Genomic DNA, 14,434 nt, shown 5'->3' with positions numbered 1-14,434 from the left:
CATCTTATGCAGTATCAAACACTCCCACAAATCGATGAAAAGGTTTCCAAAATTTGTCTAGGTACTATGACATGGGGACAACAAAATAGTGAAAGCCAAGCCCATGAGCAGATGGATGTAGCACTTAGTGAAGGGGTGAATTTTTGGGATACCGCTGAGATGTATCCTTCACCACCAGACAAAGACAAGCAAGGTGATACTGAGCGCTTTATGGGCACCTGGTTCGCTAAAACTAAGCAGCGCGATAAAGTAGTACTAGCCAGCAAAATCTCTCCAATGAACTTTTTGCGTGACGGTAAAACTCGCTTTAATGCTGAACACATTAGCAGCGCTATCGATGGTAACCTTCAACGTCTACAAACTGATTATATTGATATCTATCAGCTACACTGGCCTGAACGTCAGTCTAATTTCTTCGGTCAACGTGGCTATAGCGAAGATATGGCAGCACAGTCGTTAGACGATTTGACGCCGTTTTTAGAGACCATTCAAGCCTTGAATGATGAGATTAAAAAGGGCCGTATCCGTGCTTATGGACTGTCTAATGATACGGCTTGGGGACTGATGAGCTATCTATCGCAAGCTGATAAAAATGGCTTAATTGCTCCTATTACTGTACAAAATCCTTATAGCTTACTCAATAGACTGTATGAAGTCGCTATGGCGGAGATATCACATCGCGAAAACGTAGGCTTACTGGCTTACTCGCCACTTGGCTTTGGCGTATTATCTGGTAAGTATCTTGATGGTAAGCGTCCAGCTGGCGCACGTCTAACTGAGTATGATCGCTTTGATCGCTATATCAATGAGCAAGCAGTATCAGCAACTGTACAGTATGCCAAGATCGCCGCTGATGCTGGTTTAGATATGGCGCAAATGGCTTTGGCTTTTGTTAATACTCGCTCTTTTGTGACTAGCAATATCATTGGTGCCACTAGTATTGAGCAGCTAAAATCTAATATTGGTAGTGTGAATATCACTTTAAGCCCAGAAGTATTAGAAGCCATTGAAGCTGTGCATGCGCGTCAACCAAATCCTTCACCATAATATTTATTGTGTTACAGTAATGAATTGGTTTTAACCAAAAAAGGCGCAAACCATTATGATTTGCGCCTTTTTTATAACGTTAAATAATAATAAATGCTGACTTATACTTTAGAGTCATAAGATTGTATTTTATAGCACGGAAGTAGAGTTATTGTTTGGCTGCGTCAATACCCGAGCATGCAGCTCTTTTAAGCCATCTTGCATTCGTTGTTGCAATAAATTGGTTAACTGACTTTTATTATGACCGTTAGGATCTAGAGGTTCAAGCGGTAGCACATAAGCGGTAATTTGCCTGCTGTCGAGTACCATTTTCAAGCTATCTTTCATAGTCAGCTTGCCATAATAAGGCAACTCTTTACTAAGCTCTCCATCCTTATTGACATAGCACAATACTAAAGGCTGAATAGGTACACCAGTATCTATCGCTGCTTGCAATAAAGTACCGTGAATACGTTTGATCTTAGTACCATCAGTAGTCGTTGCCTCAGGGAAGAAAATAACCGAAAACCCCTCATTCAAAAAACTCGCTATTTGGGTTGCTACTGATCCAGTATCACCGGAGCCACGCTCGATAAACACTGTGCCTGCTGCCTGGGCCAGCTTACCAAATACTGGCCATTCACCAATTTCAGCTTTTGACAAAAAGAACGCTGGACTGACGCTGCCCACTACTGGGATATCCATCCAAGAAACATGATTAGACACCCATAGTCCATGATGCTGGGGCACAGGTTCGATAGGTACTATCTTTACCCCAAAAGAGCCTGCCATTTTACGGCAAAAGGTTTGAATATAGCGTGGTAGCTTTTCGCGAGGTGGTTCTCTAAAAGCACCGATACGCTGTGCCGTACGCAAGCCACCAGCAATAGTTGTCGTCATACCGGCTATCTTTTTGCCACGACCCAATTGCTTTCTCAGTGAAATTTTTGACTTAGATTGACTCATCTGTGTCCCTCATCATTAAATAACGGCTGTTTAGGTATTTTTGAAGCTTATAGGTAGTTAGACTTTATATGCAATTAGATGTTATAGGTAGTTAGATTTTATCAGTTAACAGCGTTGCAAAAAGCGAAATAAGTATAGCAAAATTCTGCTAGTCAGTGATGATTTGTTCACTCAGTACCTGATGCCTAGTAAGGTCTACACTGACGCTTTTGACAAACCCTTAACCGGTATTATTAATTAAATTAAAATCTGTAACACAAAATCATCGATAATTAGGCTAATAACCTTTAATATCAACAGATAAGGCCTTATATAAGTGATCATCTGAGCGTAATTTATTAACTAACTGCTATTTTAATAACAGCGTTCAACTTACTATTTAATGAAATGTTACATAACTAATAGGTGATACTCTTTGGAATATTTTGGAAGATATGAAGGTGGCGAGCGCGCCATTTTAGTACATTTAGACATTCGTCAGATTCAAGACCCTGATGATTTAGGCGAATTTGAGCTGCTGGTTGACTCTGCTGGTGCGCAGCGTGTAGAGCTAGTAACGGGCTCACGCCAAAGACCTGATGCTAAGTATTTCGTCGGCTCAGGAAAAGCGCAAGAGATAGCTGAACTGGTCAGTGAGCATGACGCCGACATTGTAATATTCAATCATAGCTTATCGCCATCACAAGAGCGTAACCTTGAAGCTTTGGTGAAGTGCCGAGTACTCGATCGTACTGGTTTGATTCTCGATATTTTTGCTCAACGTGCTCGTACTTATGAAGGTAAGTTGCAAGTTGAACTAGCACAGCTCAATCACTTGTCTACGCGCTTAGTGCGTGGTTGGACGCATTTGGAGCGTCAAAAAGGCGGTATTGGTCTACGTGGTCCCGGTGAAACTCAGCTTGAAACCGATCGTCGTTTACTACAAACCCGAGTAGGCCAGCTTAAGGTCAAGCTCGAAAAAGTACGACAAACACGAGCGCAAGGTCGCGCAAGACGACAAAAATCAGACGTTCCTACTATCTCCTTAGTAGGATATACCAACGCTGGTAAATCAACGCTATTTAATCGTTTAGTCGATGAAAACATATATGCCGCTGACAAGCTATTCGCCACTTTGGACCCAACCTTACGCCGCTTAGATTGGCAAGGCGTTGGCCGTGTGGTGTTAGTCGATACGGTTGGTTTTGTCCGCCATCTACCCCATGAGTTGGTGGAGTCGTTTCATGCCACTTTAGAAGAGACCTTAGAGGCAGATTTATTATTACACGTTATCGACTCTTCTAGCGAAGATATGCATGAGCAGATCGAAGCAGTGAAAGCCGTGTTGGCTGAAATCGAGAATGATGTACCCGTACTCAATGTCTATAATAAAATCGATCTAACTGGCGAACCTGCACATATCGGTTACGCGAGTGAAGGCGACCCTAATCGTGTTTATGTATCCTCAAGAAACAACTTAGGCATTGAAGAGTTATCGCTAGCGGTACAGCAACTGATGACTGGTACGCTGACCACCTTTGATTTGACCTTACCTTATAATGCCGGACACTTCAAAAACACTTTATATGAGCTTGGTGTTATTTTAGAAGAAAGCTATGACGATAGTGGTCATGAGTGTTTGACTATACGCCTGCCAAGCGAGCGCTTAACCCAGCTATTAGGTCAAGCTAACTTATTAGCCAAAGATGTATTGCCTTTAGCGCAAGCGACCTTGTTATTGCCAGTTCTAGAACCTTTTGAACAGCAAGATGATAAGGACGATATTGAGCTGAACGCTGATGAAGATTTGACTTATGAGCAGATATTTGCCAGTGCAGATGAAACCATTGCTGATGAGGCTATCGCTAACGTTTCTATCGATAGTAATAATGACTAAATAATAGCGGTGATTAATGACACAGAAGGTTATTAGAATCTGCCGCTGTAGAGGGCTACCCTAGCAATGACAACCTGAGTATATGAGCCATAAATAGGCTTATATGCTCATTTTTTAAGCCCCTTTATTGCGATAATATAATTTTTAATTATTTGCTAACGCTTAATCATCTATTGCAGCTTTCACCCTATAACTGGTAATAGACCGTTAATGATGAGTATAGCGTCTAACAGTCCCCTTCTTCGGTTAGCCCTACTTTAAGCAAACTTTATTGCTGATTTATAATAGTAACTGCTATGATATTTCCCCTGCCAATAGCGAAAAAACTAAATCTATCCTGCTGATTTATTTATAAAATTTTTACTATTAATTATATTTTTCAATTAATAAGCCCATAGGGTAAAAGACTGTTTTGTGCTATAATAAGCGACTATTGTCTTTTTTATCCATTGTCAATAGTATTATTAATACTAACTATTATTGGTCAATCAATTTTTTCATGAGCATATTTTTTGTGTTGAACCCTATTTAAATACTTGAAGTGCTCTGATACTCTTTGATTAGAAGTGATTTTTTATGACAAAAATTAAGCCCTTATTTAGCTGCTCGTTACTATCTGTGTTGGCCGCCACGGTCACTTTAGCAACTTTAACGGCTAGTGCACATGCTGGCAATATGTACATTTTTAAAGACAAAGGCGGACAAGTACTGCTCACTAATGTCAACCCTAGCGGTAATTTTGATAGCTTTACTAAAAAAGTTAAAGTGACTTATTATAAAGATGCCAGCAGCTACTCTAACAATAATAGCGCTAGCAATTATGGTAGCAGTGCCGCGAGCAATAGTGGTAGTCGTAATGCCTATGATGGCTATATTATAGCTTCAGCTGCGCGTCACGGTGTTGACCCTGGACTGATGAAAGCGATGATGCATACTGAGTCAGCCTTTAATCCGAATGCACGCTCTCCAGTAGGGGCGCAAGGTTTAATGCAGTTAATGCCAGCTACAGCACGTCGCTTCAAAGTCATCAATGCTTGGGATCCTGCTGAGAATATAGAGGGTTCTGCCAAATATATCGCTTGGTTGATGCGTCGCTTTAATAATAATATTGAGTTTGCAGTAGCTGGTTATAATGCTGGTGAAGGTAATGTCGATAAATATAACGGTATCCCACCCTTTAAAGAGACCCGTAACTACGTAAAAAGAGTAATGGACCGTTATAATAGTCTCTATAAAGGCGACGCCAGCTTATCAGCTAATAACAGTAGTTTTAATAGCGGTAGTTTTAATGGCAGTAGTTTCAACGACCCTACTCTTAATAGTCCTAGCTCCAATCCAAGTTTGCAAAATATCAGTTATGGTACTATTAATAATAAAGCCAGCTATGCTAACTCAGCTTTTAATGCTTTAAACTAAGCTTTTTAATCGTTAAATATAAGCACTGCCTATAAATCATTGAATCATAGTACAAAAAAGGCCCGTTAATTAAATAACGGGCCTTTTGTATATTATCAGACTATAAGTTCTATAAACTAAATCAATAGTTATTTATTAGCTAGCGCTTGAGTAGCCGCAACTTCAGCTGCAAAATCTTCTTGCTTTTTCTCAATGCCTTCGCCAACTTCCAAACGTTTAAAGCCAAGAACTTTTACGCCTTCAGCTTTTAGTACGTCGCCGACTTTTTTGTCATTGTCCATAACATATGGCTGACGTAGTAAAGTTACTTCGTCTAGATACTTACGTAGGCCACCTTCAATCATTTTTTCAACGATGTTATCAGGCTTGCCAGATTCTTTAGCTTTGGCTTCGATAATGTCTTTTTCGCGTGCCAATACATCAGCAGCTACATTTTCATCATCGACTGCTACTGGATTAAACGCAGCAATGTGCATAGCTAGGTTTTTACCAGTGTCTGCATTTTCGTCTTCAAGAGAAACTACAACACCGATGCGTAAACCATGACGGTATGCAGCAATATTGTTACCTTCTAAGGTTTCAATGCGACGAATTTGAATGTTTTCGCCAATTTTTTGTACTAAAGATACACGAGCTTCTTCAACACTTTGACCATCGCCATAAGGCAATTCAGAAAGAGCAGCTACATCAGTAGTGTCATTTTCTAGAGCAATGTTAGCTACTTTTTCAGCAAAAGCTGTGAAGCTATCGTCTTTAGCTACAAAGTCAGTTTGGCAATTGATTTCTACCAAAAATGCTTTTTTATCGCCTTGAGCAATAATGATCGCGCCATCAGCTGCGATGTTACCCGCTTTTTTAGCTGCTTTTGCTTGACCAGATTTGCGTAGGTTATCAATGGCAGTTTCGACATCGCCATTTGACTCTTCTAATGCTTTTTTACATTCCATCATGCCAAGACCAGTACGGTCACGTAATTCTTTTACCATTTTGGCAGATACTTTTACTTCTGTCATAAGAGTTACCTCAGTAGTGTGATGTATTACAAGTACTTAAATTCTATTGTACGTATCAACAACAAGGCATGACGAGTAGAACTACATCATGCCTGTTGTTTGCTTAAACTGTTACGCTATAAGTCTTACTCAGCTTTTTCTTCTGCTGCAGCAACTGGAGCTTCTTCAGTTTTAGCAGTAGCAGGAGCTTCTTCTGTAGTAGGCGCTTGCTCAGCAGCTTGTTGATCAGCATTACCACTGGCTTGAGTTTGTGCATACTCTTTACCAGCGATGATGGCATCAGCAATAGCTGTTACGTATAGAGTTACCGCACGAATAGCATCATCGTTAGCTGGGATAACGTAGTCAACATTATCAGGATTAGAGTTAGTATCAACGATACCGATTACTGGAATACCAAGGTTTTTGGCTTCTTTAATAGCAATCGCTTCATGATCAACGTCAACGACAAAGATAGCGTCAGGTAAACCGCCCATGTCTTTGATGCCGCCTAATGAACGCTCTAGTTTTTCCATATCGCGAGTACGCTCTAGCGCTTCACGTTTGGTAAGCTTAGCAAAAGTACCGTCTTCTGCTTGTTTTTCAAGCTCTTTTAGACGATTGATTGACTGACGTAGAGTTTTCCAGTTAGTCAACATACCACCTAACCAGCGATGGTCAACATAAGGCATGCCAGCGCGGGCTGCTTGCTCACGGATAACACCGCTAGCTGCGCGTTTAGTACCTACGAACAATACTTTGTTTTTCTTAGCAGCTAAGCCGTTAACGTAGTTAAGCGCTTCATTGAAGGCTTTTACGGTGTGCTCTAAGTTAATGATATGAATTTTGTTACGCGCACCAAAGATATATGGACCCATTTTTGGGTTCCAAAAACGTGTTTGGTGACCAAAATGAGCGCCGGCTTGTAATAAGTCGCGCATTGGCATTTTGGTAGGGTTTTTATTTTCTGTAGCCATGTTCAATATCCTAGTGGTTGGGTTATGCCTCCACATCACAAAAACTACCTATCTAGCAACACGCATTTGCCAATAATCGATACATGATTTATGTAAGACTATTATTAATGCAAATTAATCAAGTCGCCAAACACCCAGCAATTTTTTGTCATGATGTGTGTGTCATTGGTTGGTTTATAGAGTACGCTATTACTTACGAACAGACCGAATGTCTAGACTTAAGCTATAATCAGATATAACAGATTATAAAAATAGCTGCGCTGTATTTTACCATATATAGCTAGCCAAGCTCCAGTAGTTTATTTATTGATCTAGCAGGGCTAACTAAGTAATACAAATCCCTATCACCGCCTGATAACCACCCCAGCTAAACGGGGTAATATAGCTATTACGATCTTTTGGCAAGTAGGCAGCACTAGGGGCTCCTACTACGATTTCTGGTGGAGCAATGATAAAATCAGTGCCGAATTCAGTACGAGCATTACCGGCGATAGTATTGGCCATTTCACCCAGTAAATCTTTCATCATTTTAAGAGAAGAGTCAGACTCGTCCATTATGTTTATCAGTGCTCTTAGCATAGTGCTTGGCGCACTGATATAGACATAGCCTTCTACAGGGCCTGTTATCTTGATAATACCGCTGTAATCATAGCCTATCGCACTTTTGTTATCATGCAAATAAGGGGTATCAATAGCAATCTGAGTGTCAGCAATTTGCGCAAAAAATGCGCTAATCGAGCTTAAAAACACCCCTAATTTTTCAACTTTGACCATAATACTTTAGTGTCCATTTACCCATCATTAATGGGCTGAGTGTTTATTTCTGAAAACAGAGTACAATCTCTCCAAGCTGCCCGCGCCATGCAATAGGAATGATAAAGGAACGCTCATCTTTGGGTAAAACGATACTCTGTGGTACTCCTTTAAATACCAAAGGTACGGAGATATGAAACTCAGCCCCAAACTCTTTGCGTGCATTACCAGCGATAGTATTAGCCACCTCTCCAGCAATATCTACTAGGTTCTCTTCGCTGGCATCGCTCTCCCCTAAACTCTGTAAAATGCAGCACAACAAGCTTTGGGTAGCTGAAAAATATACTACGCCTTTTTGCCCTCCTGACACCCCGATTATCCCAGTATAGTCATAGACTTCAGGCTGCTTATCAGCTGATAGATAAGGGGTCTCCACCTTAAGGGCTTCGCCACCTAGCTGAGCAAAATAGTTGGAGATGATCTGTAAAAAAACTTGTAACTTTTTCTCTTTCATAATCGCATCCATTTCATAGCTCACGTCACGTTACTCTTGTACTAACTCATACAATGATTCGATAAGCTCGTCTTCTGAAAACGGTTTGCATAAAAAGCCACTAGCTCCTAACGACAAAGCATGAATTCCTGTAGCTTTATCCGATAAAGCAGACACCACTAAAATACGTACTTCAGGGTCAAGAGTAATTATTCTTTCAATACATTCAAGCCCATCCATTTGCGGCATAGTCAAATCCATAGTCACCACATCAGGACAGTGGATATTGAATTTTTCAATAGCCTGTACCCCGCTGTTAGCAGTCGCCACTAGCATGAACTGTCCTGAATCATAAGCACGCTGAATACGATTTCGAATAATATTTGAATCATCAACAATCATTAGTTTATACATGGAGCACTTATTATCCTTTATTAAGCTGCTGGTAAGGTAATGACAAAGCGCGTCATCTTACCCAACTCACTTTTTACATTGAGCTTACCAGCATGTTCTTTGACTTGAGCTTTGATAATATCCAAGCCAACACCGCGACCACCATCTTCATCTGCGTCATCTTTAGTAGAGAACCCAGAAGAAAAAAGCTGCTTTAACAGGTCAGTGCGATTCAAATTGCTAGCTTGCTCTACGCTATAACGATTCATTGCCACTAGTTTGTGACGAATACTGTCGTAGTCGATACCTTGACCATCATCTTGTAGGGTGATGATGAAGTCTTGACCCTCATTTTTAACTTCTATATCGATGATGCCGATAGTAGGTTTGCCCTCTAACTGCCGAGCAGCAGGCGCTTCAATCCCATGTACTACAGCATTACGTAATAACTGCACACTGATCTCTTTGATTGAAGTTCTGAGATGCTCAGGGATAACGGTTTTCGCTAAAGTTTCGCTATTGAGCTGTACTTGCTTATCCTGTCTTACAGCGATATCTTGAGCAAAGTCTTGATAATAAGAGAGGAGATGACGGTTTGGCTCATCGTCTAAGTCGATATCTATACCTGATTCGAGGTCTGCTTCATCTAGATCATTAGTGACAGCCACTAGCGGCATGGTTTCAACAATATCATCAGCTGGTTTTGTGGCATTGAGTGTTACTACACTTCCCGCCCTGCTATTATCGCTACTAATTACACTGCTATCGCTACTAATTACACTGCTATTTTTACTGCTAGTAGGTAATTCTCGATTTATACGTTGGCCTAAGGTTTCGATAGTCTCAGATAACATTAATAATTCATCTAAATGGATAGCCAAAGCCAAGAAGTCATTGCCTGCTAGCTCGCTTTGGTTCTGTAACGCCTGCAACTTATCTTCGGCTTCCGATGAGATTTTAGTAAAGCCGTGCAGTTTAAGAGCAGAGGACTCGCCTTTTAAGCTATGCATGTCACGATAAATCGCTTTCAGCTTATTCTCCAGCTCATATTGTGAGCTGCCAGGATTTTTCAAAATACTATTCATTTTTTCGATGTACAATTTGGTATTGCTAATGAACTCATTAATAATCGTCGGTTCAACATTAAGAATAGTAGTAAGCATCTCGATTTGCATATCGTTTTGGCTACGTTCTTTCTCTAAACGCTGTTCTAAGTAAACAGCATCTGAAACATCGTTGACGTTAACTAAAATACGCGCAATGCTTTTACCTTCATAAACCCGAGAAAACTTAAAGTCCAAAAACCGACTGTTAGCCCCTTTTTCATTCGAGGCATTATGCAACATGACTTTATGTAGAGGATTTAGAGCATCGACTAGCTTTTCTTTAACCCGAGGGTTATAAAGCTGCTCAATAAATTGCTGCGTGGTATTGAGGTCTGTATCAGAGATACGGCCACGTAAGACGTTAGTAAAATTCTCACCTGCTAGGCTTGGTGTCCCAATAATGGTGGTGAGTGCTTTGGAGTGTTGCTGACCAATACTTAGATCTTTATCCAGTAAGAACAGTCCAGTATTGACCGTCTGCATAATCTCTTGAGTCTCACGACGGGCCGCTCTAAGCTCTGCATCGGACGCCTTCAATCTACGTACAAAATATAATACAAAGATAATAAAATATAAGATCGCAAAGGAGATACCAAAAGTTTGAATATTTCGCAAAAATCCAGCACGTTTACCATTTTCACTATTCAAATTATTGGTAAGACCAGTAACATTATCGTAAATGCCTTCGGTAGGCTTACCAAAACTCTGTTTTAGAAAGTTTGAGCTTACCACTATTGGCGAGCTTACAAACTTTATGGCCTGATCTTTGTAAGGCGCCCATAGATTTGAGGTTTCTTCAACGAATTTTATCTGTTCAGACTTCGTCAAAGTTTCATAAGCGACTTGATCGCCACCAATCTTGACATCACCACCCTGCTTTAGAACGGTAATTTTTTCATCAATTTCTTGAGTGGATTTGGCAACTTTTATAGCTTGTGGTTGCGTAACACTAGCAGGCTGTTGACCGCTGCGCATAGTGTTGAGTAGATATATATCTTGAGTTAGGGTTTGAATGTCGCTTCGAAGATTGGTACTCAGTGATACTGCAGCTCGTAAATCAAGGATTTTGAGTGAGTTATAGATACTAGTAACCAAAATGCCTGAAATTAAAATCAAGAAAATAATGACTGAGATGATAATTGAGGTATAGCGACTCTTAGGAGTGTTGGTACTCGATTGTGGCGATGCATCCATAATTGACTTCCTTGTCTAAATTAAATTTTAAAGATTGCAATAAGTGCAATAATTGACAAATTCTTGAGTGTTTATTTTTATTTTCCTATCATGATAAGCCTTAAAACCTCATTATTTTAACGATTCAATTGGGTTTGCAAACCGCTATTACTACTCATTTAGAACTATAGACCTAGATCAAAATACCCGACTAAAAACGATTTTCATATAACTTTTATTCTATGGCCTTTTCAAAGATAATTTTTATGAATTATCTGACGATCTAGATTATTATCTAAATAAATAATTTATATAATCTTCACTATATTAGTAATAAAATAACTAATAGCTAACTATTGATAGACTAATTAAAGAAATAACGCCAAAATAATCGTTGTTATCAGTTTATAAATATATCTATAAATGCATCATAAAACACCACTAATGCATCGATAATGTATGAAAATAGGTCTATAACACCTCAAAAAACCAGTTTTATCAAATACTACCTCACTGCTATATATTGATATTGACGATAGGTACTATTCTTTAATTACATAAATTAACAATCGATAATACGGAACTAATTTTATAAAAGCAAATATTATCTATGAGATAAAAATATCCATTAAGGTAAATGTATAAACCATATTTGTCGATATTTAGCTAATAATTTGTTAGATTAGCCCTATCAAATACAGAATTAAGTTGACTATTTTTTTATTATGTAAGCCTATATAGTAGGTAATAAAGGCTGTATAAATAAAAACGGATAGTAGAAAAAATAAGTTTTATTGGTCGTGGATTTGACCGTTGATTGCACGGCATCAGAATAAAAACAGAAACTCGAAAACTAAAAAAGCATCCAAAATCTAGCTGATTTATGGATGCTGTTGGCTACTTTTTGACTGCTTTTAATTAAGAAACTATTGGTTTGATCCTATTACTCAGCATCATCAAGATTTAGATTGCGATCTATTTGCCAAATCAAATAGCAACCTAAACTCATGAGTACGAACATGGCCGTACCGATCTTTAGTACCGGATTAACGGGGAATAAGTTCAGTAATAAACCACCAAAAATACCTACTGAAAACATCAACGAGCCTTGTAAAGCGCTGGCCATACCGGCACGACGTTTCTGAAAGGCTAAGGCGATAGCAGAGGCATTCGGTTGGGTCAGACCTAAACCGGCAATACAGAAAAAGATACAGGCCAACACTAAAGGTAGCCAAGCATCGGTGCCAAGGACTAAACCGATGACGAACAGGGCTGCAGCAGAAATAACCTGCATCATCGCCCCAAAGCGCAAAATACTCAGAATACGGAAGCGATTAGTAAGCCACTGGTTAAGTTGCGTTAAGCCTACAAATCCAGCAGCATTAAGCCCAAATATCCAACCAAAATGAGTGGCTGAAATACGATAAGTATCCATGATTAACTCAGAAGCGGCACTAATGTATACAAACATAGCGCCCATTAATAAGCCACCGCCAATCGCTGGATAACTAAAGGTAGGATCCTTTAACAAGTCCCAGTACTGACTCAATACTTCTTTAGCAGGTTGCACATTACGATTCTCTTCAGTCAAGGTTTCAAAGAAGAAAAACTTAGTCAATAGTAAATTCAGAGCACCAAAAGCCGCTAAGAACCAAAAGATGGAGTGCCAGTTAAAAAACCGTAAAAATAATGCCCCAAGAGAGGGTGCTAATATCGGTGCTAAACCCATTACCAATATCATGATAGAAAAGGCTTTGGCCGTTTGCTTAGCAGTAAGACGATCACGAATGGCTGCACGAGTCACTACTGCTCCTACACAAGCGCCCAGTGCTTGTACCGTACGACCAGCGAACAAAACGTATTCATTATTAGTAGTAGCACAGATTATAGAGGCAATTATATATAGCGTCATACCGAAGTATAAGGGTTTGACGCGGCCAATCCGATCACTAAGGGGTCCATAAAACAGCTGACCAAATACTAAACCTATAAAGTAGGCTGGTACTGAGTTGGCCATAAATGCGGTTGATACCCCAAAGCTATCAGCCATAGCCGGTAGCGCTGGCAAATACATATCGATAGATAATGGCCCGACTGACACAATAAGTCCTAACATCATAATCCAGGCGACAGGCAGCTCCGCCGAGCGCACTCTAGTAGGAGCAGCAGTGTTAGAGGATAAAGTAGGTTTTGGAGCAGACATAGCGGAGACCATTTGATAGTAAAGGAGTTATCAAGGCGCACAAAAAGGCAGCCAGACAGTGTTATATCGTACTGTCTAGTTATATTTCAATAGGTAGCAAGCGCTTATCAAGTATAGTCTGAGTAAATGGCTAGACTTAATAAGCGCTGATAATGGGCAAGATAAAAGCTAAGAGGCTAGCTAAACTGACGTTTGCTAAATTCAGTAGCGGCTACCTTAGCTTTTTTGAGAGCCAGTTTACGATTTCTTCCCAGCATTAATTTGACTTGCCAAGCTTTTTCTTTGTACAGCGTTAGGGCTGACTGTTGATACATCGCATTGATAATACGCTTGCTAGCTAATACAGCATCAGGTGAGCGCATGGCTAACTCGGCAGCTAAAGCCTGTGCTTGCTTTAACGGCTCATCGCTACAGTGGCTAACCAAACTTAGTGCTTGCGCCTGCTCAGCACTAATCACCCGAGCCGTCATTGCTAGCTCCTTTAATATATCAGCAGGGACGATGCCTAATGCTGATTGAGTAAGTCCCATATCTGGCACTAGGCCCCACTTTGCTTCCATGATTGACAGTTGACAATCAGGATGACTAATACGAATATCACATGCCAGCGCTAATTGTAGCCCAGCGCCAATACAGTGGCCTTCTAGTACCGCAATGACGGGAATAGGTAGCTCACGCCAGACTAGACATACTCGTTGAAATAAGCTTTGTTGCGGTTTAATCAGTTGCCACAGCGCATAAGCTTGGTTTTTAGGCTGATTAAGATCACTCAAATCAATACCAGCACAAAAAGTGCCTTCAGCACCCTTAATGATGACCGCGCGCAGTGCCTTATCTTTACTAATCTTAGTCGCCACAGCGATTAACTCAGCCATCATCGCAAAGCTCATAGCGTTCTTTTTTTGTGGCCGATTCAAAGTCACCGTCAAGATAGCTTGGTTGACCGTGACTTGTAGTGTTTGATACTGATAGGAGGCAACAGCGTGCATGGCAATCCTTTACAATGAATAAGTAACAATAAACGATAAATTGAGTTCATTAAGCCATAAATCATAGCAGG

12 protein-coding genes are annotated in these 14,434 nt (G+C 40.1%); 3 read left to right on the top strand and 9 right to left on the bottom strand.

The annotated features are described in order from the left end of the window. Positions 1-6: 6 nt before the first annotated feature. The gene (locus tag JMY09_RS01795) at positions 7-1,047 is read left to right on the top strand and encodes an aldo/keto reductase (protein WP_201621857.1); all 1,041 of its coding nucleotides are present in this window, start codon (positions 7-9) and stop codon (positions 1,045-1,047) included. A gap of 129 nt (positions 1,048-1,176) precedes the next feature. On the opposite strand, the gene JMY09_RS01790 is transcribed toward JMY09_RS01795, so the two are convergent. After that, positions 1,177-1,992: a lysophospholipid acyltransferase family protein gene (locus JMY09_RS01790; RefSeq protein WP_201621856.1), complete on the bottom strand. Its 816-nt coding sequence runs from the start codon at positions 1,990-1,992 to the stop codon at positions 1,177-1,179. 415 nt (positions 1,993-2,407) lie between these two features. Here JMY09_RS01790 and hflX point away from each other — a divergent pair, with 415 nt between their 5' ends. Further along, complete coding sequence (hflX, locus tag JMY09_RS01785; protein WP_227677101.1) at positions 2,408-3,868, top strand: ribosome rescue GTPase HflX; 1,461 nt, start codon at positions 2,408-2,410, stop codon at positions 3,866-3,868. A gap of 576 nt (positions 3,869-4,444) precedes the next feature. Then, positions 4,445-5,284 (top strand): lytic transglycosylase domain-containing protein, encoded by an 840-nt coding sequence (locus JMY09_RS01780; RefSeq protein WP_201621855.1) that lies wholly within the window; start codon positions 4,445-4,447, stop codon positions 5,282-5,284. Positions 5,285-5,412: 128 nt separating this feature from the next. Here the strand turns inward: JMY09_RS01780 and tsf are convergent, their stop codons facing one another. From tsf to JMY09_RS01740, 8 genes are all read right to left on the bottom strand, one after another. Then, complete coding sequence (gene tsf, locus JMY09_RS01775; protein ID WP_201621854.1) at positions 5,413-6,297, bottom strand: translation elongation factor Ts; 885 nt, start codon at positions 6,295-6,297, stop codon at positions 5,413-5,415. Positions 6,298-6,422: 125 nt separating this feature from the next. Next, positions 6,423-7,253, bottom strand: a complete 831-nt coding sequence (gene rpsB, locus JMY09_RS01770) for a 30S ribosomal protein S2 (protein WP_201621853.1) — start codon at positions 7,251-7,253, stop codon at positions 6,423-6,425. A 324-nt stretch (positions 7,254-7,577) separates the two neighbouring features. Beyond that, complete coding sequence (locus JMY09_RS01765) at positions 7,578-8,027, bottom strand: chemotaxis protein CheX (RefSeq protein WP_201621852.1); 450 nt, start codon at positions 8,025-8,027, stop codon at positions 7,578-7,580. A gap of 43 nt (positions 8,028-8,070) precedes the next feature. After that, positions 8,071-8,520 carry a chemotaxis protein CheX gene (locus tag JMY09_RS01760; RefSeq protein WP_201621851.1) on the bottom strand — a complete coding sequence of 150 codons (450 nt, stop codon included), beginning with the start codon at positions 8,518-8,520 and terminating at the stop codon, positions 8,071-8,073. Positions 8,521-8,550: 30 nt separating this feature from the next. After that, positions 8,551-8,913 (bottom strand): response regulator, encoded by a 363-nt coding sequence (locus JMY09_RS01755; RefSeq protein WP_201621850.1) that lies wholly within the window; start codon positions 8,911-8,913, stop codon positions 8,551-8,553. A gap of 20 nt (positions 8,914-8,933) precedes the next feature. Beyond that, the gene (locus JMY09_RS01750; protein ID WP_201621849.1) at positions 8,934-11,192 is read right to left on the bottom strand and encodes an ATP-binding protein; all 2,259 of its coding nucleotides are present in this window, start codon (positions 11,190-11,192) and stop codon (positions 8,934-8,936) included. Positions 11,193-12,114: 922 nt separating this feature from the next. Beyond that, entirely contained in the window at positions 12,115-13,374 is a 1,260-nt protein-coding gene (locus JMY09_RS01745) for a multidrug effflux MFS transporter (RefSeq protein ID WP_379606642.1), read from the bottom strand. A gap of 176 nt (positions 13,375-13,550) precedes the next feature. Continuing rightward, the gene (locus JMY09_RS01740) at positions 13,551-14,363 is read right to left on the bottom strand and encodes a crotonase/enoyl-CoA hydratase family protein (protein WP_201621848.1); all 813 of its coding nucleotides are present in this window, start codon (positions 14,361-14,363) and stop codon (positions 13,551-13,553) included. Positions 14,364-14,434: the final 71 nt, after the last annotated feature.

Origin of the sequence: Psychrobacter urativorans (genome assembly GCF_904846695.1) — a bacterium.
In the GTDB taxonomy this organism is placed as follows: domain Bacteria; phylum Pseudomonadota; class Gammaproteobacteria; order Pseudomonadales; family Moraxellaceae; genus Psychrobacter; species Psychrobacter urativorans.
Note: the sequence above shows the minus strand (reverse complement) of the source record. Positions and strands in the feature narration are given on the sequence as shown.

Excerpts from the sequence above, each read along its gene's own strand:
- JMY09_RS01795 (WP_201621857.1), top strand. The coding sequence starts at position 7 with ATGCAGTATCAAACACTCCCACAAATCGATGAAAAGGTTTCCAAAATT.
- JMY09_RS01790 (WP_201621856.1), bottom strand. The coding sequence starts at position 1,992 with ATGAGTCAATCTAAGTCAAAAATTTCACTGAGAAAGCAATTGGGTCGT.
- JMY09_RS01780 (WP_201621855.1), top strand. The coding sequence starts at position 4,445 with ATGACAAAAATTAAGCCCTTATTTAGCTGCTCGTTACTATCTGTGTTG.
- tsf (WP_201621854.1), bottom strand. The coding sequence starts at position 6,297 with ATGACAGAAGTAAAAGTATCTGCCAAAATGGTAAAAGAATTACGTGAC.
- rpsB (WP_201621853.1), bottom strand. The coding sequence starts at position 7,253 with ATGGCTACAGAAAATAAAAACCCTACCAAAATGCCAATGCGCGACTTA.
- JMY09_RS01765 (WP_201621852.1), bottom strand. The coding sequence starts at position 8,027 with ATGGTCAAAGTTGAAAAATTAGGGGTGTTTTTAAGCTCGATTAGCGCA.
- JMY09_RS01760 (WP_201621851.1), bottom strand. The coding sequence starts at position 8,520 with ATGAAAGAGAAAAAGTTACAAGTTTTTTTACAGATCATCTCCAACTAT.
- JMY09_RS01755 (WP_201621850.1), bottom strand. The coding sequence starts at position 8,913 with ATGTATAAACTAATGATTGTTGATGATTCAAATATTATTCGAAATCGT.
- JMY09_RS01750 (WP_201621849.1), bottom strand. The coding sequence starts at position 11,192 with ATGGATGCATCGCCACAATCGAGTACCAACACTCCTAAGAGTCGCTAT.
- JMY09_RS01745 (WP_379606642.1), bottom strand. The coding sequence starts at position 13,374 with ATGTCTGCTCCAAAACCTACTTTATCCTCTAACACTGCTGCTCCTACT.
- JMY09_RS01740 (WP_201621848.1), bottom strand. The coding sequence starts at position 14,363 with ATGCACGCTGTTGCCTCCTATCAGTATCAAACACTACAAGTCACGGTC.